This is a genomic window from Halopelagius inordinatus, from assembly GCF_900113245.1.
GTDB classification, from domain to species: domain Archaea; phylum Halobacteriota; class Halobacteria; order Halobacteriales; family Haloferacaceae; genus Halopelagius; species Halopelagius inordinatus.
The window spans coordinates 241567-262247 of the sequence record NZ_FOOQ01000001.1 but is presented as its reverse complement, the minus strand read 5'-3'; the positions used below and the strand labels follow the sequence as shown (position 1 = coordinate 262247).

Below are 20681 nucleotides of genomic sequence, written 5' to 3'. Positions count from 1 at the left end.
CGTTCAGTACTGCTCCCGTAGTTGCTCTGCGATCTCGTCTTTCAGTTCCGCGACGTACTCCTCGTAGTCCTCCTGCACGCCGATGCGGTTCAGGCGCGGAGCGGCATCGATGGAGATGATCTCCTCGACCGGGACGCCCGCTTCGAGCGCCTTGAACGCCTCGTCGTTGAAGTGGTGGATGGAGGTGAGCATGAGGTACGTCTTCTCCGGCGGACAGAACGTGTCCGTCGGGTGGAACGCGTTCTGCTGTAGGTACGCCTCGCGGAGGTAGCGCGCGACTTCGAGCGTCAACTGCTGGTCCTCCGGCAGCGCGTCCTTACCGACGAGTTGAACGATCTCTCGGAGTTCGGCTTCCTCGTCGAGGACGTCGACGGCCCACTGGCGCTCGTCGGGCCAGTCCTCTTCGACGTTCTCCTGGAACCACGGGTCCAGTTGGTCCTTGTACAGCGAGTACGACTCGTTCCAGTTGATCGACGGGAAGTGCCGACGCTCCGCGAGGTCGGCGTCCAGCGCCCAGAACGTCTTGACGATGCGCAGGGTGTTCTGCGTGACCGGCTCGGAGAAGTCCCCGCCCGGCGGGGAGACGGCCCCGATGGCGGAGACCGACCCCTCCGTGCCGTTGACGTTCTCGAAGTAACCGGCTCGCTCGTAGAACTCGGAGAGGCGCGCGGCGAGGTACGCGGGGTACCCCTCTTCGCCGGGCATCTCTTCGAGACGCGAGGAAATCTCGCGCATGGCCTCGGCCCACCGGGAGGTGGAGTCGGCCATCAGCGCCACGTCGTACCCCATGTCGCGGTAGTACTCCGCGATGGTGATACCGGTGTACACGCAGGACTCCCGCGCGGCCACGGGCATGTTCGACGTGTTCGCGATGAGCGAGGTTCGGGCCATCAGCGGGTTTCCGGTCGAGGGGTCCTCGAGTTCCGGGAAGTCGTCGATGACCTCGGTCATCTCGTTACCGCGCTCGCCGCAGCCGACGTAGACGATGATGTCCGCGTCGGCGTACTTCGCGAGCTGGTGCTGCGTGACGGTCTTACCGGAGCCGAACGGCCCGGGGATGGCGGCCGTCCCGCCCTTCGCGATGGGGAACATCCCGTCGAGGATGCGCTGCCCGGAGATGAGCGGCGTCCGCGGCGTCTTCTTCGTCTCGGAGGGGCGGGCCTCTCGGACCGGCCACTCCTGACGCATCGTGACCTCTTCTCCGTTGTCGAGTTCGACCACCGCCTCCTCGACGGTGAACTCGCCCGATTCGACGGAGACGACTTCGCCGCCCTCGAACGTCGGCGGGACCATGACCTTGTGGTCGATGGTGACCGTCTCCTCGACGGTGCCGACGACGTCGCCGGGTTCGACGACGTCTCCGGCGGCGACTTCGGGCGCGAAGCTCCACTGTTTGTCCAGTTCGATTCCGGGTGCGTCGACGCCTCGGTCGAGGTAGGGGCTACCCATCTTCGTCTCGAGCACGTCGAGGGGTCGCTGGACGCCGTCGTAGATGGAGTCCAACAGACCGGGACCCAAGTCGACGGTCAGCGGTTCGCCCGTGTTCTCGACGGGTTCGCCGGGACCGACGCCGGACGTCTCCTCGTACACCTGAATCGTCGTGATGTCGCCCTCGATTTCGATGACCTCGCCCATCAGACCTTCGTCGCCCACGTAGACGACGTCGTTCATCCGGGCGTCGAGGTCACGTGCGGTCACGACGGGACCACTCACACTCTCGATGATGCCGTCCTCTCGGACAGTCTCTTGTGTTGCACTCATGTTAGTCTTCGTCCTCCTCCATCAGGTCGATACCGATGGCTCGTTTGATCTGGTCGCGGAGGCCGCCTGCGCCCGCCCCGCCGCCGAGCGTAACCAGCGTCGGTTCGATGCTGGTTTCGACCGACTGGCGGACCTGGCGGGAGAGATGCTCTACGTCGTCGTCGTGCATCACGATGATGCCGACGTCGTCGTCCGCGAGCGTCTCCTCTACGGCCTCGTCGAGCTGTTCTGTCTTCTCGTCTTCCGGGACGTTCTGGAACTTCCTGACTCCCGCGAGCCGGAAGCCGGTCGTGAAGTCCGGACTCCCGATGACGGCTATCTCCTGACTCATAGGATGACCAGCTCCGATTCGATCTCGTCCTCGGAGAGACCGGCCTCGCGTCCTCGGGCGATGGCGCGGATGTTGTCCACCTCCTGCTCTTTGCGCAGGATGTAGGCGATGATCGGACCGACCGAGAGGGGGAACACGCTCCCCATCCCGCGGGCCTTCTCGAGGAGCGCGACGTCGAGGGCGCGTTCGAACCCGAGGAGGGTACCGGCCTCGTCGAGTTCGTCGAGCGCAGCCGAGAGGTCGTCGCCGTACTCCGAGTCGCGAATCCTCGAAACCAACTCGTCGGGGTTCTGCGCGAGCGTCGTCAGCTCCGACGCCGAGAATAGACCCCCGCCACTGATATAGTACTCGGAGGGGTCGATGTCCGCCCCGCTTCGAGCGAGTCGGAGCGCGTTCCGCGCGTTGCGGAAGTCTATCTCGGCTTCGAGGTAGTCGAGGTACTGTCGGGTCTTCTCGTTCGACGAGAGGTTCCCGAGCAGCGTCTCGTAGTACGCGCGGTCGATGGCGTTTTCGAGCGGAACGAGGACGTCCGTCTCCTCGTAGTCCGCGTACGCCTCGTCGAGACCGGCGTCGAATATCGTCCCTCGAAGTCGCTCGACGACGTCTTCGATGCTGTTCGAGTCGAGCAGTCTGTCGAGGAACGCCTCGGAGAACTCACCCGCGCGGATGAGGTCGTCCGCGATATCGTCGCGGTCGGCGTCCGAGTAGAGCCCCCGGATGACCGTCTTGACGTTCCACGCGTCGTACTTCCGGAGGTAGCGCGCGATGAGGTCGTACAGGCGGCCTTCCGCCCAGTCGAGGATGTCGTCGAACTGCTTTGCGAGATTTCGGTTCAGCGCGTACTCGATGAGGTCGACCCCCGAGTAGCGGGAACCGAGCGCGTTGATCTCGGTTTCGTACTCCGACTCCTCCATGAACCGGGCGATTTCGGCCGGTCCCATCCGAACCAGCTTGCGGTAGTCCTCCTCGCTGTACAGCGCGCTCTGTCGCGCCCTGACGCGAGCGGTCACGTACTCCGGATTGGAACCGCCGGATACACTCATTGGTCGAACAGTCGGGTGCTCACTTCCTTGAGGTTGTCCTCCCAGACGCCCTCGAGGATGGAGTCGAACGTGTTGTTCACTCTGACGCGCGAGGACTCGCTCTCGACGACGACGCCGCCGAGGCAGTCGTGCTCGCCTCCGTAGCTGAAGCCGTCGTAATCCGTAAGGACGTCTTCGAGCAAGGCGGCGTCGTCCGCGCGGCCGTAGACGACGACGTCGTCGCTGTCGTCGAACTCGTCGGCCGCGGCGTCGAGGAGCGTGCGAGTCAGTTCTTCGCGGCGGTCGCCCGAGAGCGAGGCGAGTTCGTCCTCGACTCGGCTCCGGACGTCTTCGAGGACGTCGCGCCGGGCGGCGAGGCGTTCTTGTTTCGCCTCCAACTTCGCGCCGGAGAGCGACTGCTCGCGCTCCTGTTCGATCTGGCGTTCGACGTCCGCCTCTCGTGTTTCGAGGAGTTCCGCGGCGTCCGCCTCGGCCTCCTCGATGATCTCAGCGGCGCGGCGCTCGCCCTCCTCGCGAATTTCCTCCGCACGCGCGCGTGCTTCGCCTCGTATATCTTCGACGACGTTATCCAAACTCATTGATGGAAAGGGTGGGATGGTGCTTACGAGACCAGGAACACGACGACGAGTGCCAGAATGACGAGCGTCTCCGGAAGAACGGTCAGAATGAGACCGTTGACGAAGAGGTCGTCGTCTTCTGCGATGGCACCCATCGCGGCGGCACCGATGCCGCGCTCCGCGTATCCCGCGCCGAACGCGGCCAAACCGACCGCGAGAGCGGCGGCGGCGGGTGCTTCGAGAGCCGGGGCAGCTGCCTGAGCTTCCTGTAGGAGTGTTAGTGCTGACATAGTTGAGTATGCTCTGTGACGGTTTGTCGTCTCCGAACGTGCGTATGTGGACAGACACACCTCATAAAGGTTCCCAAACCGCTTCGCCGTAGCCCGGCGTATCGGCCCGAATTCGGCCGAATAGAGCGAAACTAGTTATCGAGTGGCGCGGCTCGCGGACGGAGAGATAGCGAAGGCCGAGAGGGAGGGGCGCGTCTCAGTCTTCGGTGGTGTAGCGGCGCTCGTAGCCGAACGGTTCGTACTCGCGGCCGCCGCCTTGGAAGAACTTGTTGAAGAACTCCACGTACTCGAGACGCACGGCCTGCAGACCGGCGCTCGTCACGCCGAGTGCGAGCACGAGGAGGTGCCCGAGGACGAGGACGAGCAGACCGATGAGGATGGTCGCCGCGTCGCCGTGGACGAGGCCGCCGAACATGATGGACGCCTCGTCGTAGTGGCTGAGGACGTACTCCGGCCCGTAGTTGAGCATGAAGTGCCACTCCTCGCCGTGTTCGCCCGGGACGGTGTACACGCCGAAGAACAGGAGATTGACCGTGAAGGCCATCCCCGCCTTCGCCAACAGCACCGCCGCGACACGCGTGTACGAGAGGACGTTCACGAGCACGTTGAGGAACTCGACGGCTTCGATGGGTTCGCCCACCGCGAGGAGGGCGAGTCCGACGAAGAAGACGGCGAGTCCGGCCCACCCGACGAGTTCCGGGAACCCGGCGAAGCCGAGCGGGAGAACGCCGTCGGACGTGAACGTGGTGAACATGAAGTCCGGGGCGGTCCCGCGGGTCACGTCCGAGAAGATCCACACCCACAGTCCGTTCAGCATCAGGAGCCACGACCCCTTCTCGTAGACTGCGTGCTTCAGGTCGTGAAGTTCGTACATCTCGACGAAGCCGAAGATGTACCCGATGTTGAGGTGAACGATACCGACGAGCAGGCTCACGACGAGCCACCCGAGGGCCCACTCGGAGGTTGCGGGCGAGAGACCCTTCTCTATCGGCGGGTGCCCCATACCGAGGAGACCCTCCCAGAAGTACGTCGAGATGAGGTGGAGCCCGAATATCTCGCCGTACAGGATACCGAAGATGAGCGTGAACAGCCCCGCGGCGAGGGTGACCCCGCCCATGCTCTTGAACGCCGGGCGGTCGTCGTACCGACTCCACAGGAAGTAGCCGATTCCCATGTAGACGAGACCGTACCCGAGGTCACCGATCATGAACCCGAACAGAAGCGGGAACGTCAGAAACAGGATGACCGTCGGGTCGAGTTCGAAGTAGCTCGGCTTGCTGACGGCGTTGACGAGAATCTCGAACGGGCGGACCGCACCGGGGTTGTTCTGCACCGTCGGCGGTTCGTCGTTCTCCATCACGACCGCGCTGCCGCCGTCGGCGCGCGCGTCGGCGTCTGCGCCGTCTCCACCGTCCGTGACCGAGGGGGTTCCCGGACCGCCGCCGCCGGGGTCCGCGGGGATGTCCTCGCGGACGTGGTCGTTGCCGTCGGAACTGAACGACGCGCGTTCGAGTTCTTCGACCTGCACGTGGTCGCCGACGGCGTCTTTCAGCGACGCGGCGAACTCGGTGTATCGCTCGGAGGGAATCCACCCCTCGGCGATGAACGCGTTCTCCGTCGTCGCGAAAGAGAGCGGCGCTTCGGTCTTTTGGACGTCTATCGAGAGCTTCTCTTCTGCGGCGAGCAGAAAGCCCGCGGCGTCGAGTTTCAGCCGTTCGAGTTCCTCTTCGACGGATTCCAGTTCCGAGCGAATCTGCTCGGCCTCGTGTTCGAGGTCGCGGACGTAGTCTTCGGGACTCCTGTCTGCGTCCGGCACGTCCATGGCGACGAAGTCGGCGCCGACGAGAACGTCCGAGAGCGCCGCGCCGTCGGCGTGCTTCGAGGGACGGGCGAAGACGGCGAGCGTCTTGTCACCCGAAAAGACCTCGTACGCCCGGATGTCGTCGGCGTCGACGAGAGCGCGTTCGACGGTCTCTCTTCGACCCTCTCCGACCGCGACCTGCAGGCTGTCGTACCCGGACAGCAGGTCGAGGTCGATTCCAAGGTCGACGAACGGCGACATCGCGTCGATGCGGTCTTCGACATCGCGGAGTTCCTGACGGAGGTCCTGTCGTTCGTCGTCGAGTTCGTTGACCTGCTCGCGAATCTCGTCGAGGTCGGCTTCGAGCGCCTCGTCCGTGACGATGCGAGTCGGCCCCGCGTCGTCGCCTGAGACGTCGAGCATGCTCTCGAGCGATCGGACGGTGACGAGTTTCTCGGAGGCGTCCTCGGCACCCTCTGCGGGGTCGCCGGGGTCGAACCCGTCCCACGTGTCGTCGTACTCGGTGACGTGTAGCAGGTTCAGGTCGTGGACCGTCTCGATGACGGGGTCCATCACGCGTTTGGACCCGGTCACGGAGACTTTGCTCATCTGCTCAGGTCTGAGCATGCACCGCCTCCTCGAACTGTTCGATGGCGTATTCGACCGCCTCGTCAGCGTTGTCCTGTGCGTCTTCGACGAGTTCCTTGCGCGCTCTCTCGCCGCGCTCTAGGATCTCCGCGCGCTCTTCCTCGATGTCTGAGCGAGCGTCGTCGAGACGTTCCTCCTCGTACTCACGCGCCTCTTCCTCGGCCTGTTGACGGATCTCTTCTGCCTCGCGTCGCGCCTCCGCGATTCGCTCCTCGCGGTCGGCCTCGGCCTCTGCGACGATGTCGTCGGCCTCGTTCTCGGCAGTCTTGATCCGTTCGAGAACCTCTGGTCTCGGCATACTCGTATCACTGAAAAGTTGCAGTACCGGCGTATAAGGTGTTTGCGGAAAACGCCCGCCGACGCGGGCGGTTTCGGCGGGGGACCGGTGACGGTGCGCCGACTGAACTCTCTTACGGCCGTGACCGACGCGGAATCCGCACCGTTATGGGAGACGGCTTCGAACTCTGTGGCGATGGGAGTCCTCGAAGACAAGTCACGGGCCCGTCTGTTCTACAAATACCTCTCGAAGGTGTACGACCGCATCAACCCGTTCATCTGGAACGAGGAGATGCGCGACGAAGCGCTCGAACTCTTGGCCCTCCGGTCCGACGACCGGGTGTTGGACGTGGGGTGTGGAACCGGATTCGCGACCGAAGGGCTCCTCCAGCACACCGGCGACGTCCACGGACTCGACCAGAGCGCACACCAGCTAGAGAAGGCGTTCGCCAAGTTCGGGAAGAACGACGACGTGCGCTTCTACCGCGGCGACGCCGAGCGTCTCCCCTTTTCGGACGACTCCTTCGACGCCGTCTGGTCGTCGGGCTCTATCGAGTACTGGCCGAACCCCGTCGCGGCGCTTCGGGAGTTCCGCCGCGTCGTCAAGCCCGGCCACCGCGTCCTCGTCGTCGGGCCGGACTACCCGAAGACGACGCTGTTCCAGAAGCTCGCAGACACCATCATGCTGTTCTACGACGAACACGAGGCCCAGCGGATGTTCGAGGAGGCCGGGTTCGTCGAGATAGAACACCACATCCAACAGGCCCGCCCCGGCAGTCCGCGCGCCATCACGACCATCGCTCGCGCGCCCGAAGAGGCCCCGGACGCCGACGCGGCCGAAGTCGGCACCGAAACCGACGCGTAACCCGGCCTCCCCATCCGAGTCGAGTTTTGCGGCGGTCTCAGCCATCCGCGACTGCCGAGAGGCGCGCGACGCGACGGTTCCCGTCGTACACCGTCACGGTCACCGTCCGCCCCGCTTCGAGCGCCGGGTCGTTCGTCCCCGCGACGGCGAACGACGCGCGTTCACCGACCGACCACGTCCCGTCGCTCGCGGCGTTGAACGGCCCCGTCGGACCGGAGCGGAACCCGCGCGCGGAGAAGAACGGGACCGGCGGTTGGTGGCGCAACGGCGTCCCGTCCACCTCGACGCGAACTCGGAGACGTCGAACCGAGAGCGGACGGCCCGCCTCGTGCGTCAGCGTCGCGGTGTCGCCGTCGGCCGTCAAAGAGAGCGCGACTCCCGCCGACGGCTGGCCGCGAGACCGGTCGGTCGCGGCGTCTTCGGGCGCGAACGCGACGGCTCCCGCGCCGACGACAGCGGCCACGGCGACGGTGAGACCGACGAGGACGACGACGCCGACGACGGGAGAGAGCGCGCGGGCGGACACGGCGAGTGTGGTCCGCTCACGGTACAAGAACGTTCGTCCGCGAGTCCGAGCGGGCGGCTACTGCTCGACGGGCGTGACGTTCGTCTGGTTCGGTTGCCGGTCGTGGACGAGCGGCGGCGGGGACGACTCGACGGAGAGGAGGACGACCGAGATGTCGTCGATGGCCGTGATCTGGTAGGACTGACCCGGAGCGAGAGTCCACAGGCGTCCGTCCGCGCCGGTCCGCCCGACGCTCGTACTCCGTCCGCCGGAGGGGCCGACGGTGATTCGGGCGTCCACCGGTTCTCCGGTTTCGGAGTCGTTCAACTGGACGAGCACCGGTCCCCCGGAGTAGCTCCGATACGCCGTCAGCCGGAGGCCGTCTTTGACGGACGTACCGGCCTTCTCGGTCTCCATCGTGTCGAGCGGTCGGCGTTGGAACTCCTTGAACACGGATTCGGAACCGCTGTCGACGAACGCCGAGAGCTCCCCGCGTTCGTGTTGGATGCGAACGAGGTAGCTGTCGCCGGAGCCGACCACGTCGGTGCCGTTCTGCCGGTTCCGGAGCGCGTAGAGGTTGGGGTACGACTCCGCGGTGATGTTCAGCGCGGCGGGCGTGGTGATGGTCTCGGAACCGCGCTGGCGGAGTGTGCCGCGGTACGCCTCTCGGACGTACGTCCCGTCGTCGATGACGCCGAGGACGACGCTGTCGGGGGCGGACTGGACGAAGAACCGAGCGGAGTCTTCCTCGCCACTGAGGACGTCCACGGCCTGACCGCGGACGGGGCCGGTGAACGTGTCGAGTTCCCGTTCGAGGTCGGCCGACCGCTGAGAGATGGAGAAGTCCGACATCGCGAGCGCGATATCCTCGATTCGGTCGCGTCGTTCCTCCAACGCGGACGCTCGGATGTCGATCATCGCGAGTTCGACGAGGAACGTTCGAGCGGAGATGTCGCCCGCGCCGTAGGCGGCGATGGCCGTTCGCTGCCGCGCCCGGAGGTCGACGGTGCGCTGTTCGATGTCGCTCATCTCTTCGAGCAGTAACTGTTGACGACGGTCGGCGTCCGACGTCGACTCGATTCGCTCGACTCGCCGGAGCGTCTCCATGCGCGCGGCCGTCGCGTTCGACTCGAAGGCCAGCGACGGACCGAGGTCGACGGTTCGCGTTTCGAGCGAACTCCGCTCGACGGTGCCGGGCGGAATCCCGAGGACGCCGAGGGTCGCGTTCTGCGCTGTATGGTTCGTGACCAACTCTCTCGACGGCGCGAGTTGGTCGGTCCCCTCGCCGACGGCCGGAGCGTCCGTCGTCGCCGGCGTAGACGGACCAGGGGGCGAGATAGCCGCCGTCCCCGCCGCGGCGGCGACCGAGGAGAGGACCAAGAGGACGGCGAACGTCACGGGGAGGGCTCTCATATTCGGACGCTACAGTATCAGAGTACTAAAAATGCAGTCATTCTGCCGTTAGACAACGTAACGGCTCCTCAGCGGGAGATGCGGCGGCGTTTTCGACCGTCATCTCGCGTTCAACCGATGGAAAGCGTTTTGAGAGTGCCACGAGGAACCACCAACAAATGCGGAGTGTCGCGATTTTCACAGCCCTCCTCCTCGTGCTCTCCGGCGTCGGACCCGCCGTCGCCGCGCCGACCCCGGCGGCCGCCGCCTCCGGGTCGGGGTCGGACAGAGCCGCCGCCCTCCGGACGTCGGCGGACGGCGGCGTCTGGGCGCAGACAGACTCCTCGTTCGATCGGTCGCCCGAGACGGTGATGCGGGTCGATCTCAGAGCGGACCGAAGCGCCGAGTGGCACGTCCGGGTCACCTACGACCTCGACGGCGAAAACGAGACGGCCGCCTTCGAACAGATCGGGCGCGCGTACGAGAGCGGCGAGTCCGACGTGGGCGTCGACGCCGACCTGTTCAGACAGATCGCCTCGCGTGCCAGCGAGACGACCGGACGCGAGATGGAGATCCGGAACGCGACGTACGACTACTCGACCGGCGACGACAGCGGAACGCTCTCGATGTCGTTCGTCTGGACGAACTTTCTCAAGCAGGGCGACGGCGACGGCCTCCGCTTGGGCGACGTCTTTCTCGTCCCGAGCGACCAGTCCGAGTCGTCGCCGACGTGGCTCTCGCTGATGGGGAAAAACCAGCGGATGATAATCCAGCCGCCGGAGGGGTACACCACGAACACGACGAGCGTCCCGGTGAAACAGCAGAACAACGCCATCATTCTGGACGGCCCCTCAGAGTTCGACGACGACGACCGACTCGTCGTCACGTACCGCCGCAACGACATCCAACAGGCCTTCCAGTGGCCCCTCTACGTCGGTGGCGGGGCTCTCGTCCTCGTCGCACTCGCACTCGGGGCCGCAGTGGTGCTTCGCGGACGGCGCGACGACGCGAGCGCGCCCGAGAACACCACTGCGACGGTGAACGGCGGGGCGCCGACCGGAGAGACGGTGCCGGCCGACGACCCCTCGAACGAGGGACGAACCGGGACCGCGGGTCCGAACGAACCCGACGACGGAACGGGAGAGACCGACGGAGACGACGAGGGCGACGATGACGGCGTCGACCCGTCTCTGCTCTCGGACGAGGAACGGGTCGAACGCCTCCTCGAACGGAACGGCGGTCGGATGAAGCAGGCCAACATCGTCAAAGAGACCGGCTGGTCCGACGCCAAAGTATCGCAACTGCTCTCTGCGATGGCCGACGACGGGCGCGTCACGAAACTCAGACTCGGTCGGGAGAACCTCATCTCTCTGCCGGACGAAGACGACGTGGACGGCGCGGCGAACTGACGCGACGGGCGACCCCGTCCTCGCGGCCGATACGTCGGAATGCGGGTGCGGTGGGGCGATTCCGATCGAACGTCGCCGCGCGCTCTCCCGAAAACGTTTACGTCCCGTAAAGAGATGAGTCGATGATGAAGGTTCTCGTGACCGTAAAGGAGGTCGCCGAAGTGCAAGACGACTTCGAGATAGCGGATCTCGCGGTCGACTCGCGATATCTCGACTACGACCTCAACGAGTGGGACGAGTACGCGGTCGAAGAGGCCGTGCAACTGCGCGAGGCGTCCGACGAGGACGTCGAAATCGTCTCCGTGACTATCGGTCCCGCGCGAAGCGAAGAGACGATTCGGATGGCACTCGCGAAAGGCGTCGACCGCGCGGTTCGCGTCTGGGACGACGCACTCGAAGAGGTGGGTCTGCTCGACGTGGCCGCGAAGGCGCGACTCCTCCGCGCCGTCGTCGAAGCGGAAGAGCCCGACTTCGTGCTGTCTGGCGTGCAGGCCAACGACACCGGGTTCGGGGCCACGGGCGTCTCTCTCGCCGAGAGCGTCGGGTTCGAGTGGGGTGCGGTCGTGAACGCACTCGACAAAGAACGGGTCCTCGACGAGGGCGTCGCGGGCGTCCACCGCGAACTCGAAGGCGGCGTAGAGGAACTGACGGAGATCGAACTTCCGGCCGTGCTCACCATCCAGACGGGTATCAACGAACCGCGGTACGCCAGTCTCCGCGGCATCCGACAGGCCCAGTCAAAGGAGATAGCCGAGACGTCTCTGTCTGACCTCGGACTCGACGCGGCGGCCGTCGAGAGCAAACTGACGCTGACCGACATGTACGAACCGGAAAGCGAGTCGGACGCGACGTTCTACGAGGGCGACGCGGGAGAGCAAGCCGCGCAACTGGCGGACGCCCTCCGCGAGAAGGGGGTGGGGGCAGAATGACGGACGTACTCGTCGTCGCCGACCACCGCCGCGGGTCGCTTCGCGACGTGAGTTTCGAACTCGTGACCCTCGGACGCGAACTCGCCGACGAGACGGGCGGCGAACTCCACGTCGCCGTGATAAGCGGGATGATAGACGAGTTCGCCGACGACCTGGACATCGAGGGCGTGGACGTGATTCACACGGTGGATCACGGCGAGGAGTTCAACCACGACGTGTATCTACAGGCCGTCGCGGCACTCTCAGAGCAGTGCGCTCCGCAGTTCGTCGTCATGCCGCACTCGGTGAACGGCCTCGACTACGCGCCCGCGGTGGCGAGTCGTCTCGACGTCCCTCTCGTCACGGACGCCGTCGACGTGACGTTCGACGAAACCCTCACCGTGACCCGCGAGATGTACGGGTCGAAAGTTGAGACGACTGTCGACGTAGCGACCGAACGCGCGGCGATTACCGTCCGCGGCGGCGAGTGGATTCCCGCCGAAGAACCCGGTAGCGCGGAGATACGGCCGCTCGATTTCGCTCCCGACGAGAGCGCGATACGGTCTCACGTCACCGGGTTCCAAGAGGTCGGAAACGGCGACGTGGACATCTCGGACGCGGACGTGTTGGTCTCCGTCGGACGGGGGATAGAAGAAGAGGAGAACCTCGAACTCGTCGAACGACTGGCGGACGCACTCGGCGCGACGCTCTCTGCGTCGCGTCCCATCGTCGACAACGGGTGGTTGCCGTCGAGTCGGCAGGTCGGACAGTCCGGTAAAGTCGTCACGCCGGACGTGTACATCGCCGTCGGCATCTCGGGCGCGGTCCAACACGTCGCGGGGATGAAAGGCTCGGACACCATCGTCGCCATCAACACCGACTCGAACGCCCCAATCTTCGATATCGCCGACTACGGCGTCGTCGGCGACCTGTTCGACGTGGTTCCGGCACTCATCGAGCAGTTCGAGTAACCGAGAACAGTCAGCGGAACCGCCCGTCGGGCTGTGCGGTCTTTTTCCTCCAGGTTTTGTCGGGGGCGCTCCGCGCCCCCGAGAAAAAGTGGGTTAGGAGGTGTCCACCGTCCGCTCGAACTCCTGTATCGCCTCGTCGCTCCCGGCGACGACCATCTCGTCGTCGGCTTCGACGACGGTTCGCTCGTCGGTTCGAACCGCGCCGTCACGTACGATACCGACCACCGTCCACCCGCGTTCGGTATCGCGGCGCGCGTCGCGCAACGACTCGCCGACGAACGGGTCCGCGTCCGCGCGGACGAGTCGAATCTGTGCGGCGGGAGCCATGACGCGTTCGCCGTGTACCTCCGCGGCGACCAACCGAGCGCACACCTGCTGAACCGAGAGGACGTAGTCGGCCCCGGCCCGAAACGCCGGGGACGCCTTGTCCGCGTCGGTCACGCGCGCGAGAATCTCCACGCCGGGAGAGAGCGACCGGGCCATCGCCACGGTCAGAAGCGCCGTCGCGTCGTCGTCGACGGTGACGACCAACGCCGAAGCGTCCTCGATACCGGCCGCGCGGAGCGTCTCGGGTTCGGTCACGTCGCCGGTGACGTCGGCGTTCGCGTCCGCCGAGTCGTCTATCGTCGTGACCGTGGTCTCTTCGGGAAGCGCTTCGAGGGCCGCGTGTCCGCCCTCTCCGAACCCGGCGACGACGACGCGGGAGTGCGAGGAGTCCGTCGGTCTCCGGACGTTCCCCATCTCGTCCGTCGCCTCGTCGATGTCGCTCTCCGGGCCGGCGACGACCAACACGGTGTTGGGCGTGAGTCTGTCGTCGGGCGACGGCGGGATGCGGAGCTCGCCGTCGAACCACCCGGCGACGAGCGTCAGGTCGGGGTGCGCGGCGAGCGGAGAGTCGCGTATCGAGACGCCGTGGAGCGGACTCCCCCGTCGGACGAGAATCTCGCGGACCGTCACCTCCTCGCCGCCAGCGGTGCCGACGTCGACTGGCGTCGTCGCTTTCTCGGCCAGTCGCCGTCCGATGAGTGCGTGCGGCGCGACGCTCCGGTCGACGCCTATCTCCGCGAGCGCGGGTTTCCGGCGCGTCGAGGCGGTGAAACTGACCACCCGGAGGTCCTCGTTGGCTTCCAGAGCGGTCAGGACGACGCTCGCGGTTCGGTCGCCCGCGTCGGTGATGAGGAGCGACGCCTTCCCGATGCTGGCGCGGGCGAGGTCGTCGGGGTCTTCGGGGTCGCCGTTGATGGCCTGATAGCCGTCGTCGGAGAGCCGTTTCGCCTCCTCTTCGTCGGATTCGACGAGGACGTACCCCACGTCGAGTTGTTCGAGTTCGTCGAGGAGAACGCCGGTGTCCCGTCGGTACTCCGCGACGACGACGTGGCCGTCCTTTATCGACAGGCGGTCGTCGAGGTTCAGCGGCGTCCGCTCGAACAACGGGATGACGAGGACGCGCAGGGTGACGAATCCGATGACGACGCCGGTCACCTGCATCGTCACCATGAACACGTTCATCACGGGCGTCGCCCACGGCGAGTCCGCGCCGTACCCCGTCGTGGTCATCGTCTCGGTGACCGTTTGAAACGAACGGAAGATGGACTGCGGGCGGTCTTCGAGCGTCCGCATTCCGGTGTTGTAGAGGACCGTGTAGAGGAGGACGACGGAGACGAGACCGGCGGCGTATATCAGTAACAGTCGCTGGCGTCGCGTGAGGTCCCGCGGGTGGAGTCCCTCGAGGTGTGATAGTTCGCGCATGTGGTCGAAAGTATCCGTGCGGTCCGATTTCTACCGAAACGACAAAAGTCCAATCGCAGCGCCCGTCCGGTCGGTGGCGACGAGGCGTCCGGCCTACACTCGATTTCGTTACCCCGCCGCGGTTCGGTCTTTTTCCTCCAGGTTTTGTCGGGAGCGCGTAGCGCCCCCGAGAGAAAGTGGAGAGTAACCCGTCACGTACTTGTTTTTTGAATCCTACGGTCCGACAATGGAATATCTGGAGCGTCGGGTCTCCATGGTCGAAGAACGCCTCGAATCGGTCATCGAGGGGGTGGACCCGCCGGAACTGTCCGACGAACTGGGCCACGTCGCGCTGGCGGGGGGAAAGCGCGTCCGACCCGCGGTGACGATTCTCGCGTGCGAGGCGTGCGGCGGCGACCCGGAGGCGGCGGTGGACTTCGCGGTGAGCGTCGAACTCGTCCACAACGCGTCGCTGGTGATAGACGACATCATCGACCGCTCCGACATCCGACGCGGGACGACGAGCGCGTGGGCGGAGTACGGCTACGGTCCGGCCATCATCGCCTCCGACGGACTGCTCGGCGAAGCCTTCGCCCTCCTCTCCGTGAACGAACGCGCGACGCAGATAGTCGCCGAGTCGATGGTCGAACTCGGCGAGGGGGAAGCGACGGAACTCGTCGCTCTCCCGACGACGGAACGCGAGTCGATGGAACTCGCGCGGCGGAAGACGGGTGCGCTGTTCCGCGCGGCGGCGGAACTCGGGGCCGTGGCCGCCGACGCCGACCCGTTCACCGTCGAGGCGTTCGGCGACTACGCCGAACGCGTCGGCGTCGCGTTCCAGATACGCGACGACGTCCTCGACGCGACGGCCGACGCGGAGGAACTCGGCAAACCGACCGGACAGGACGCCGAGATGGGCCGTCCCTCGCTCGTACAGGTGACGAACCTCTCGCCGGAGGAGGCGAACCGGCGCGCACAGGACCAATCGGAGATGGCTCTCGACGCACTGGAGACGACCGACCTCGGCGAGACGGAAGCGCTCGGATATCTGAAGGACCTCGCCGAGTTCGTCGTCGTCCGCGAGCGCTGACCGAATCGTTTCGGCCCGGACGGAGCCTCGGCGGTCGATACGAACGACCACCGAAACGTGAAAAGACTGCGTCTTCGCTCGGCCGCGCCCGAAGGCGTCGGCCGTCGGTTACCGCCGTCGGAGGTAGAGTCGGTCGTTCTCTTCTCGGTCGACGTGGTCGCGGTGGAGTTCGTGGGAGTCGTCGTCGTCGCCCCATCCGAGCATGTCTTTTATCTCGTCTGTCAGACTCTCGTCGTCGTCGTCGGAGCGGTCGATAGTCGCTCGGTCGTCGTTGACGTCGCGAACTCGCCCGACGGTGTGGCCGTCAGAGGTGACAACGGTCTTTTCTCTGTCGTCGTCGCTGAAGGGTCGGTCCATGTCCATCTGCGTGTTAGCATGCTACGGGCATAATCCGAGGGGCTGCAAACTCCGTCTTCGCTAGTCGACGGCCCGGCGGGCGATACGCGCCGCGGAGTGTGCGCGCTCTCCGGTCGGTTTCCGTGGTCTCACTTCGTCCGACCACGCTGCTCGCGGGTCGCTTGCGCTCCCCGTTCGCGTTCCGTCGCCGACCGGAGGGAGGCGACGCTGGTCACCCGCGCGTCGGTTCGACCGCGGTGGGAAACCGCGATTCGGCGATGGCGAACACGAGCGTACTGAACACACCAAGGAGCGTCCCGGCGGTCAGTCCCACCGCGAGTTCCGTCAGCGTGAACGACTCGACGCCGGGGGCGCCCGACGGGAGGATGAACCCCGAGACGGCGTAGAGGACGATGGCGATGGCGACGACGTAGAACGGCGCGTTCAGGTAGCGCCACTTGAATCGGTCCGCGAGATACTCGTCTGTCACCTGTCCGAGACTGGAGGTGACGCCCGCGGCGGCGAACCACTGAATCGCGCCGTGGACGAGGGCCGCGAGGACGACGGGCGCGGAGAGTTCGGCGCTCACGCCCGCCCGCACCGTCTCCAAGAGAGCAGTGCCGCGGAACCCGCCGACGACCATGAGGGCGGCGGCGGCGACGTAGGTGATGAGCGTGACGCGCCCCTCGTAGAGAACGTCGCGCACCTGGTCGACGGTGTCGTCGACGACCGTCTCCAGACCGAGTCCGCGAAAGAGGGTATAGAGGCCGAGAAGCGCCGAGATGAGACCGAGGACGGCCGCGCCCGGCACGTCGAACAGACTGGCGATGGTGACGAACGGGTAGATGAGAAGCAGGATACCGAGGGGAACGAGGATGGTCCCGCGCGTCTCGGGGTCCGCAAGCACCTGCTTCATCGTGTAGTAGATGGATTCGAGGTCCTGTGCCTGCCGGACGACGACGCGGCGGACGCTGTCGATGGGAACGCGCGACCGGATGACGGGCAGGACCGACTCGTCTTGTGCGCCGTCGGTGATGACGACGGCGCGGACGTTCTCGCCGGTCGAGAGACCCGCGAGGACGCGGTCTATCTCCTCGCCGATGGCGCGGTTCGCCTTCACGTCGCTCCCTTGGGTCCCCGTGACCGCCGCGACTTCGACCTCCTCTCGCACCTCGGCGTCCGCGCGGAGGGCCTCGTACTCGTGAATCCCCTGAAAGAGGACGTTCACGTCGGAATCCTCGGGGTCGGCGGTCGCAAGCGCCACCGCGGCCTCCTCGACGACGTCTCGGCCGACGACGGGGGTGTCGAGACCCGTCTTCCGGCCCAAGTCGTCGTCGAGGTCCACGCAGAGGACCAGTAGCATCGTTCGAGGGTATGCCGTCGCAGTATATTTGTTTTCGGGAGCGAATCCCGGCGACGGCGGACGGAAGCGCGACCGAACCGGGGGAAGCGGCGGCCGCCGGACGCCCCCGAACCGACCGGTACTGCGTCACACGGTATCTCGCGTCGAGAGCGAGGAGAGCCCCGTAATCGAAGTAGCACGACTTTTGAGTCTCCGCACGCTATCGGAGGACAATCAGATGATTTCCAAGGGCTGTGAGCAGTGCGCCATGGGAGGCAAGATGGTGCTCTTCGTCTACGGGTACTGCGACCAGCGTGATTGCTTCTACTGCCCACTCGGCGAGAACCGGAAGAACGTCACGGACGTCTACGCCAACGAGCGAAAAGTCGAGTCCGACGAGGACGTCATCGCGGAGGCAAAGCGGATGGAGGCACTCGGCACCTCCATCACGGGCGGAGAACCGCAGGAAGCGCTGGACAAAACGTGTCGGTATCTCTCGCTTCTGAAAGAGGAGTTCGGCGAGGACCACCACACCCACCTCTACACCGGTATCACCGGCGGGCGCGAGAACATGCGCCGTCTCTCCGAGGCGGGGTTAGACGAGATTCGCTTCCACCCGCCGTACGAGATGTGGGGTGACCTCCACGGCACCGAGTGGGAGGAGATTCTCTACATCGCGCGCGAAGAGGGACTTACCCCCGCGTTCGAGATTCCGGGCATCCGCGCGGAACCGGAGTTCTTGGACTTTTTAGACGAGGGTGCGGCCGACTTCTGTAACGTAAACGAGTTCGAGATGTCCGACGGGAACTACCGCCGGATGCAAGAGGAAGGGTACGAACTGCAGGAGGGCCACATGTCCGCCGTCGACGGGTCGAAAGAGGCGATTCTCGCTCAGATGGGCGACCACGAACGCGTCTACTTCTGTACCTCCGTGTTCAAAGACGCCGCCCAACACCGGAACCGCCTCAAGCGGATGGCAGAAAACATCTGCCGGGAGTTCGACGACGTGACGGACGACGGCACCCTCGTCTACGGGAAGACGTGGGCCACGGAAGCGGAGTTCGAGGCACTCGGCGTCCCAGAGGAGTTCTACACCGTCAAATCCGACCACATCGAAGTCGCGTGGTGGCTTCTCGAAGAGATGATAGAGGACGGTGACGTCTCGAAGGGCGAAATCGTCGAGCAGTATCCCACCGTCGACGGCACCGTGGTCGAACGGACGCCGTTGGCGTGAAGTATCGGTCCGAGTTCCGTCCCGACGGCGTTCGTTCTCGCAGAAGGGTCCGTCTCGAATCGACCGCCGAGCGTACGCGGACGGCGAAAGACCACCGACGGAGAGTAGCGAACTCCCGGTGGTACTGTGACTGTCTCCCCAGTCGTACCACCCTCCCTCGTGGGTGGCGTACTAGATTCGAACCTCTACCGGCATAAACGGCCGCTGTTTTCCGGTTTACCACAGGTTTCGAGAGCGGAACGACGCCGGGAGACGACTGTGTTCGCGTCCGGATGGTGCTCGCAGTCGCGGCGACGGCGCAGTCACCGCCGCGTCCGTCGTCGCTCGGACCCGAACCGCGCGGACGTGAGCGCGTAGTAGACGCTCGGTGCGAGCGTCAGCGTCATCGCCACGGCCAGCCAGTCGCCGAGCGGTTCACCCCGGCTGACTCCGACGGCGACGACGGCGACGCCGAGGACGACGCCGACGGCGACGGCGGCGCGTTTCGTCCGCGCGTCGAACCGGACGCCGCGGGCCGCCCCGTAGACGGCCGCAGAGAGCCCCACGAGAAGAGCGTCCGCCGCGCCGTAGGACGCCGACCCGACGGCGAGTCCGAAGACGAGGAGAGCGACGCCGACGCCGACGCCCGCGACCACCGTCTCGCGCGGAGAGAGCGGATTTACGTCCGCCTCGAAGTAAACGGCGTACGCGACGGGCGGCAACGAGACGAGGAGGCCCGCGAACAGGCCCGAGAGGGCGTTCGCGGGCGAGGGGTCGGCCAGCAGCGAGACGACGAAAAGCGCGGCGCCGAACAACGCGCCGAGAGCGAGAATCGCTCGCGGCGGCATCACCGTCGTCGGGTCGTCGTCGGAGACGACGGCGTAGGCGACGAACGGGTACGAGACGAGCGCAGAGAGAAGCGACGTCGTGAGAACCTCGTCGGCGAGAACCACGCCGGAGAGGAGCGTCGAGAGGCCGAGGAGGAGCCCGGTGACGAGTGCGAACTCGGGGACGCGTCGGCTCATACCCGTGGGTCGGTTCTTCCGCGGGAAAGCCTTACGACCGGTGAGACGGGCGGGTTCGCCCGGAGAAACGTACCCGCAAGCGTTTAGACGAGCGGTGAAGTAACTTCGGACATGTCTGAGTGTCCGCTGGCGGACGACTGTCCGAGGTACTCCGAGCGAATCAACGGCATGGGGTGTCAGTACTACGGCGACCGCGGCGGCGCCGAGTGGTGTAACAACTACGAACAGCCCATCCGCGACCTGAAGGCACAACCGGTCAAACCCGGCGAGGAGATAGTCGTGGACGTAGACGACATCCACGAGAGCGGTGCGGGCGTCGGGCGCACGGAGGACGGCTTTATCGTCCTCGTGGACGGCCTCCTGCCCGAGTCGCGCGCGGTCGTCCGCATCGACCAGGTGAAGTCGAACCACGCTCGCTCGAAGAAGGTCATAGAGAAACTCCCGCTCGACGGTGACTTAGAGGACGCGTCGCCCGAAAGCGAGGACGCGGACGGCGAGGAGAACGACTCGAACTCGGGCGACGGGCCGACGCGGCCGACGGCACTCGGAAGCCGAGACAACTTCTGGGGAAGCTAACTCGGCCCCGCCGCGCCGACGAACTCGGACCGCATCCAGCGACCGGACAGTCAGCTTCTGCATCTTTTTTGCGCCCCGCCTCGTAGGCGGGATATGGACGACTCGGAGGGCGACGCGACCGACCCGAACCTCGACACCGACGCGATTCTCGAAGAGGTCGGGTTCGTCCCCGACGAGAGCGTGTTGACCCGTCGGCAGGCGGAGGTGTTGGCGCTTCGCGAACGCGGCGTCCGTCAGTCGACTATCGCAGACCGCCTCGGAACCTCGCGCGCGAACGTCTCCAGCATCGAGTCGAGCGCTCGGCGGAACGTCGAGAAGGCTCGCGAGACCATCGCGTTCGCCGAAGCGCTGACCGCGCCCGTACAGGTCGTCGTCGAACGGGGCGAGGACCTCTACAACGTACCGAAGTCGGTGTACGACGCCTGCGACGAGGCCGGCGTGAAGGTCAACCACACCGCGCCGGACCTGATGAAGATAGTCGCGGACGAGGCGGGCGACGCCGTCAAAGGACGCGAGGTCAGAGAGCAGTTGCTCGTCGGCGTGACGAGCGACGGGAGCGTCCGGGTGCGGCGGGGCGGGATGCCGAACGAACCGTAATCGGTCGAGAACTCGAC

General features: G+C 65.7%; 21 protein-coding genes. 8 read left to right on the top strand and 13 right to left on the bottom strand.

From position 1 onward, the window contains the following. Nucleotides 1–3: 3 nt before the first annotated feature. From BM167_RS01450 to ahaH, 7 genes are all read right to left on the bottom strand, one after another. Nucleotides 4–1761 carry an ATP synthase subunit A gene (locus tag BM167_RS01450; RefSeq protein WP_092887714.1) on the bottom strand — a complete coding sequence of 586 codons (1758 nt, stop codon included), beginning with the start codon at nucleotides 1759–1761 and terminating at the stop codon, nucleotides 4–6. A 1-nt stretch (nucleotide 1762) separates the two neighbouring features. After that, nucleotides 1763–2092 carry a V-type ATP synthase subunit F gene (locus tag BM167_RS01445; RefSeq protein ID WP_092887711.1) on the bottom strand — a complete coding sequence of 110 codons (330 nt, stop codon included), beginning with the start codon at nucleotides 2090–2092 and terminating at the stop codon, nucleotides 1763–1765. After that, entirely contained in the window at nucleotides 2089–3135 is a 1047-nt protein-coding gene (locus tag BM167_RS01440; protein ID WP_092887708.1) for a V-type ATP synthase subunit C, read from the bottom strand. The genes BM167_RS01445 and BM167_RS01440 overlap by 4 nt, the downstream gene beginning before the upstream one ends. Then, nucleotides 3132–3713 carry a V-type ATP synthase subunit E gene (locus BM167_RS01435; RefSeq protein ID WP_092887705.1) on the bottom strand — a complete coding sequence of 194 codons (582 nt, stop codon included), beginning with the start codon at nucleotides 3711–3713 and terminating at the stop codon, nucleotides 3132–3134. The genes BM167_RS01440 and BM167_RS01435 overlap by 4 nt, the downstream gene beginning before the upstream one ends. A gap of 23 nt (nucleotides 3714–3736) precedes the next feature. Further along, nucleotides 3737–3982 carry a hypothetical protein gene (locus BM167_RS01430; protein ID WP_092887702.1) on the bottom strand — a complete coding sequence of 82 codons (246 nt, stop codon included), beginning with the start codon at nucleotides 3980–3982 and terminating at the stop codon, nucleotides 3737–3739. Nucleotides 3983–4178: 196 nt separating this feature from the next. Continuing rightward, nucleotides 4179–6410, bottom strand: coding sequence for a V-type ATP synthase subunit I (locus BM167_RS01425; RefSeq protein ID WP_092887699.1), 2232 nt, complete (start codon nucleotides 6408–6410; stop codon nucleotides 4179–4181). Further along, nucleotides 6397–6729 carry an ATP synthase archaeal subunit H gene (ahaH, locus tag BM167_RS01420; RefSeq protein ID WP_092887696.1) on the bottom strand — a complete coding sequence of 111 codons (333 nt, stop codon included), beginning with the start codon at nucleotides 6727–6729 and terminating at the stop codon, nucleotides 6397–6399. The genes BM167_RS01425 and ahaH overlap by 14 nt, the downstream gene beginning before the upstream one ends. A 174-nt stretch (nucleotides 6730–6903) precedes the next feature. On the opposite strand from ahaH, the gene BM167_RS01415 reads away from it, so the two are divergent. Further along, on the top strand, nucleotides 6904–7572 hold the full coding sequence (locus BM167_RS01415; RefSeq protein WP_092887693.1) for a methyltransferase domain-containing protein: 669 nt from the start codon (nucleotides 6904–6906) through the stop codon (nucleotides 7570–7572). 37 nt (nucleotides 7573–7609) lie between these two features. Here BM167_RS01415 and BM167_RS01410 read toward each other — a convergent pair whose 3' ends face one another. Continuing rightward, the gene (locus BM167_RS01410; protein WP_092887690.1) at nucleotides 7610–8098 is read right to left on the bottom strand and encodes a type IV pilin domain-containing protein; all 489 of its coding nucleotides are present in this window, start codon (nucleotides 8096–8098) and stop codon (nucleotides 7610–7612) included. 57 nt (nucleotides 8099–8155) lie between these two features. Beyond that, nucleotides 8156–9490 (bottom strand): DUF7096 domain-containing protein, encoded by a 1335-nt coding sequence (locus BM167_RS01405; RefSeq protein ID WP_092887687.1) that lies wholly within the window; start codon nucleotides 9488–9490, stop codon nucleotides 8156–8158. Between the two features lie 158 nt (nucleotides 9491–9648). Between BM167_RS01405 and BM167_RS01400 the strand changes: the two genes are divergently transcribed. The 3 genes from BM167_RS01400 (at nucleotide 9649) to BM167_RS01390 (ending at nucleotide 12757) form a co-directional block, all read left to right on the top strand. Further along, entirely contained in the window at nucleotides 9649–10878 is a 1230-nt protein-coding gene (locus tag BM167_RS01400) for a helix-turn-helix transcriptional regulator (RefSeq protein WP_092887684.1), read from the top strand. A gap of 125 nt (nucleotides 10879–11003) precedes the next feature. Continuing rightward, on the top strand, nucleotides 11004–11807 hold the full coding sequence (locus BM167_RS01395) for an electron transfer flavoprotein subunit beta/FixA family protein (RefSeq protein WP_092887681.1): 804 nt from the start codon (nucleotides 11004–11006) through the stop codon (nucleotides 11805–11807). Then, on the top strand, nucleotides 11804–12757 hold the full coding sequence (locus tag BM167_RS01390; protein WP_092887678.1) for an electron transfer flavoprotein subunit alpha/FixB family protein: 954 nt from the start codon (nucleotides 11804–11806) through the stop codon (nucleotides 12755–12757). Before BM167_RS01395 ends, BM167_RS01390 begins: the two co-directional genes overlap by 4 nt. Nucleotides 12758–12850: 93 nt before the next feature. Here BM167_RS01390 and BM167_RS01385 read toward each other — a convergent pair whose 3' ends face one another. After that, nucleotides 12851–14506, bottom strand: coding sequence for a potassium channel family protein (locus tag BM167_RS01385; RefSeq protein WP_092887675.1), 1656 nt, complete (start codon nucleotides 14504–14506; stop codon nucleotides 12851–12853). A 226-nt stretch (nucleotides 14507–14732) separates the two neighbouring features. Between BM167_RS01385 and BM167_RS01380 the strand changes: the two genes are divergently transcribed. Continuing rightward, nucleotides 14733–15575 (top strand): polyprenyl synthetase family protein, encoded by an 843-nt coding sequence (locus tag BM167_RS01380; RefSeq protein ID WP_092887672.1) that lies wholly within the window; start codon nucleotides 14733–14735, stop codon nucleotides 15573–15575. Nucleotides 15576–15683: 108 nt separating this feature from the next. Here BM167_RS01380 and BM167_RS01375 read toward each other — a convergent pair whose 3' ends face one another. After that, nucleotides 15684–15932: a hypothetical protein gene (locus BM167_RS01375; protein ID WP_092891018.1), complete on the bottom strand. Its 249-nt coding sequence runs from the start codon at nucleotides 15930–15932 to the stop codon at nucleotides 15684–15686. A gap of 211 nt (nucleotides 15933–16143) precedes the next feature. Continuing rightward, nucleotides 16144–17274 (bottom strand): DUF373 family protein, encoded by a 1131-nt coding sequence (locus tag BM167_RS01370; RefSeq protein ID WP_092887669.1) that lies wholly within the window; start codon nucleotides 17272–17274, stop codon nucleotides 16144–16146. 217 nt (nucleotides 17275–17491) lie between these two features. On the opposite strand from BM167_RS01370, the gene BM167_RS01365 reads away from it, so the two are divergent. Further along, a complete protein-coding gene (locus tag BM167_RS01365) occupies nucleotides 17492–18487 on the top strand; it encodes a radical SAM protein (RefSeq protein ID WP_092887666.1) in 996 nt (331 codons plus the stop codon). Nucleotides 18488–18789: 302 nt separating this feature from the next. On the opposite strand, the gene BM167_RS01360 is transcribed toward BM167_RS01365, so the two are convergent. Next, the gene (locus tag BM167_RS01360) at nucleotides 18790–19491 is read right to left on the bottom strand and encodes a hypothetical protein (RefSeq protein WP_092887663.1); all 702 of its coding nucleotides are present in this window, start codon (nucleotides 19489–19491) and stop codon (nucleotides 18790–18792) included. A gap of 111 nt (nucleotides 19492–19602) precedes the next feature. On the opposite strand from BM167_RS01360, the gene BM167_RS01355 reads away from it, so the two are divergent. Further along, the gene (locus tag BM167_RS01355) at nucleotides 19603–20067 is read left to right on the top strand and encodes a TRAM domain-containing protein (protein WP_092887660.1); all 465 of its coding nucleotides are present in this window, start codon (nucleotides 19603–19605) and stop codon (nucleotides 20065–20067) included. A 93-nt stretch (nucleotides 20068–20160) separates the two neighbouring features. Beyond that, complete coding sequence (locus tag BM167_RS01350) at nucleotides 20161–20664, top strand: Tfx family DNA-binding protein (protein ID WP_092887657.1); 504 nt, start codon at nucleotides 20161–20163, stop codon at nucleotides 20662–20664. The last annotated feature ends 17 nt before the right edge of the window (nucleotides 20665–20681 follow it).

What these genes read in the sequence shown, in the direction of transcription:
- BM167_RS01440 (WP_092887708.1), bottom strand. Translation starts at nt 3,135, where the DNA reads ATGAGTGTATCCGGCGGTTCCAATCCGGAGTACGTGACCGCTCGCGTC.
- BM167_RS01360 (WP_092887663.1), bottom strand. Translation starts at nt 19,491, where the DNA reads ATGAGCCGACGCGTCCCCGAGTTCGCACTCGTCACCGGGCTCCTCCTC.
- BM167_RS01435 (WP_092887705.1), bottom strand. Translation starts at nt 3,713, where the DNA reads ATGAGTTTGGATAACGTCGTCGAAGATATACGAGGCGAAGCACGCGCG.
- BM167_RS01395 (WP_092887681.1), top strand. Translation starts at nt 11,004, where the DNA reads ATGAAGGTTCTCGTGACCGTAAAGGAGGTCGCCGAAGTGCAAGACGAC.
- BM167_RS01405 (WP_092887687.1), bottom strand. Translation starts at nt 9,490, where the DNA reads ATGAGAGCCCTCCCCGTGACGTTCGCCGTCCTCTTGGTCCTCTCCTCG.
- BM167_RS01425 (WP_092887699.1), bottom strand. Translation starts at nt 6,410, where the DNA reads ATGCTCAGACCTGAGCAGATGAGCAAAGTCTCCGTGACCGGGTCCAAA.
- BM167_RS01355 (WP_092887660.1), top strand. Translation starts at nt 19,603, where the DNA reads ATGTCTGAGTGTCCGCTGGCGGACGACTGTCCGAGGTACTCCGAGCGA.
- BM167_RS01450 (WP_092887714.1), bottom strand. Translation starts at nt 1,761, where the DNA reads ATGAGTGCAACACAAGAGACTGTCCGAGAGGACGGCATCATCGAGAGT.
- BM167_RS01375 (WP_092891018.1), bottom strand. Translation starts at nt 15,932, where the DNA reads ATGGACCGACCCTTCAGCGACGACGACAGAGAAAAGACCGTTGTCACC.
- BM167_RS01385 (WP_092887675.1), bottom strand. Translation starts at nt 14,506, where the DNA reads ATGCGCGAACTATCACACCTCGAGGGACTCCACCCGCGGGACCTCACG.
- BM167_RS01400 (WP_092887684.1), top strand. Translation starts at nt 9,649, where the DNA reads ATGCGGAGTGTCGCGATTTTCACAGCCCTCCTCCTCGTGCTCTCCGGC.
- BM167_RS01370 (WP_092887669.1), bottom strand. Translation starts at nt 17,274, where the DNA reads ATGCTACTGGTCCTCTGCGTGGACCTCGACGACGACTTGGGCCGGAAG.
- BM167_RS01350 (WP_092887657.1), top strand. Translation starts at nt 20,161, where the DNA reads ATGGACGACTCGGAGGGCGACGCGACCGACCCGAACCTCGACACCGAC.
- ahaH (WP_092887696.1), bottom strand. Translation starts at nt 6,729, where the DNA reads ATGCCGAGACCAGAGGTTCTCGAACGGATCAAGACTGCCGAGAACGAG.
- BM167_RS01390 (WP_092887678.1), top strand. Translation starts at nt 11,804, where the DNA reads ATGACGGACGTACTCGTCGTCGCCGACCACCGCCGCGGGTCGCTTCGC.
- BM167_RS01445 (WP_092887711.1), bottom strand. Translation starts at nt 2,092, where the DNA reads ATGAGTCAGGAGATAGCCGTCATCGGGAGTCCGGACTTCACGACCGGC.
- BM167_RS01380 (WP_092887672.1), top strand. Translation starts at nt 14,733, where the DNA reads ATGGAATATCTGGAGCGTCGGGTCTCCATGGTCGAAGAACGCCTCGAA.
- BM167_RS01365 (WP_092887666.1), top strand. Translation starts at nt 17,492, where the DNA reads ATGATTTCCAAGGGCTGTGAGCAGTGCGCCATGGGAGGCAAGATGGTG.
- BM167_RS01415 (WP_092887693.1), top strand. Translation starts at nt 6,904, where the DNA reads ATGGGAGTCCTCGAAGACAAGTCACGGGCCCGTCTGTTCTACAAATAC.
- BM167_RS01430 (WP_092887702.1), bottom strand. Translation starts at nt 3,982, where the DNA reads ATGTCAGCACTAACACTCCTACAGGAAGCTCAGGCAGCTGCCCCGGCT.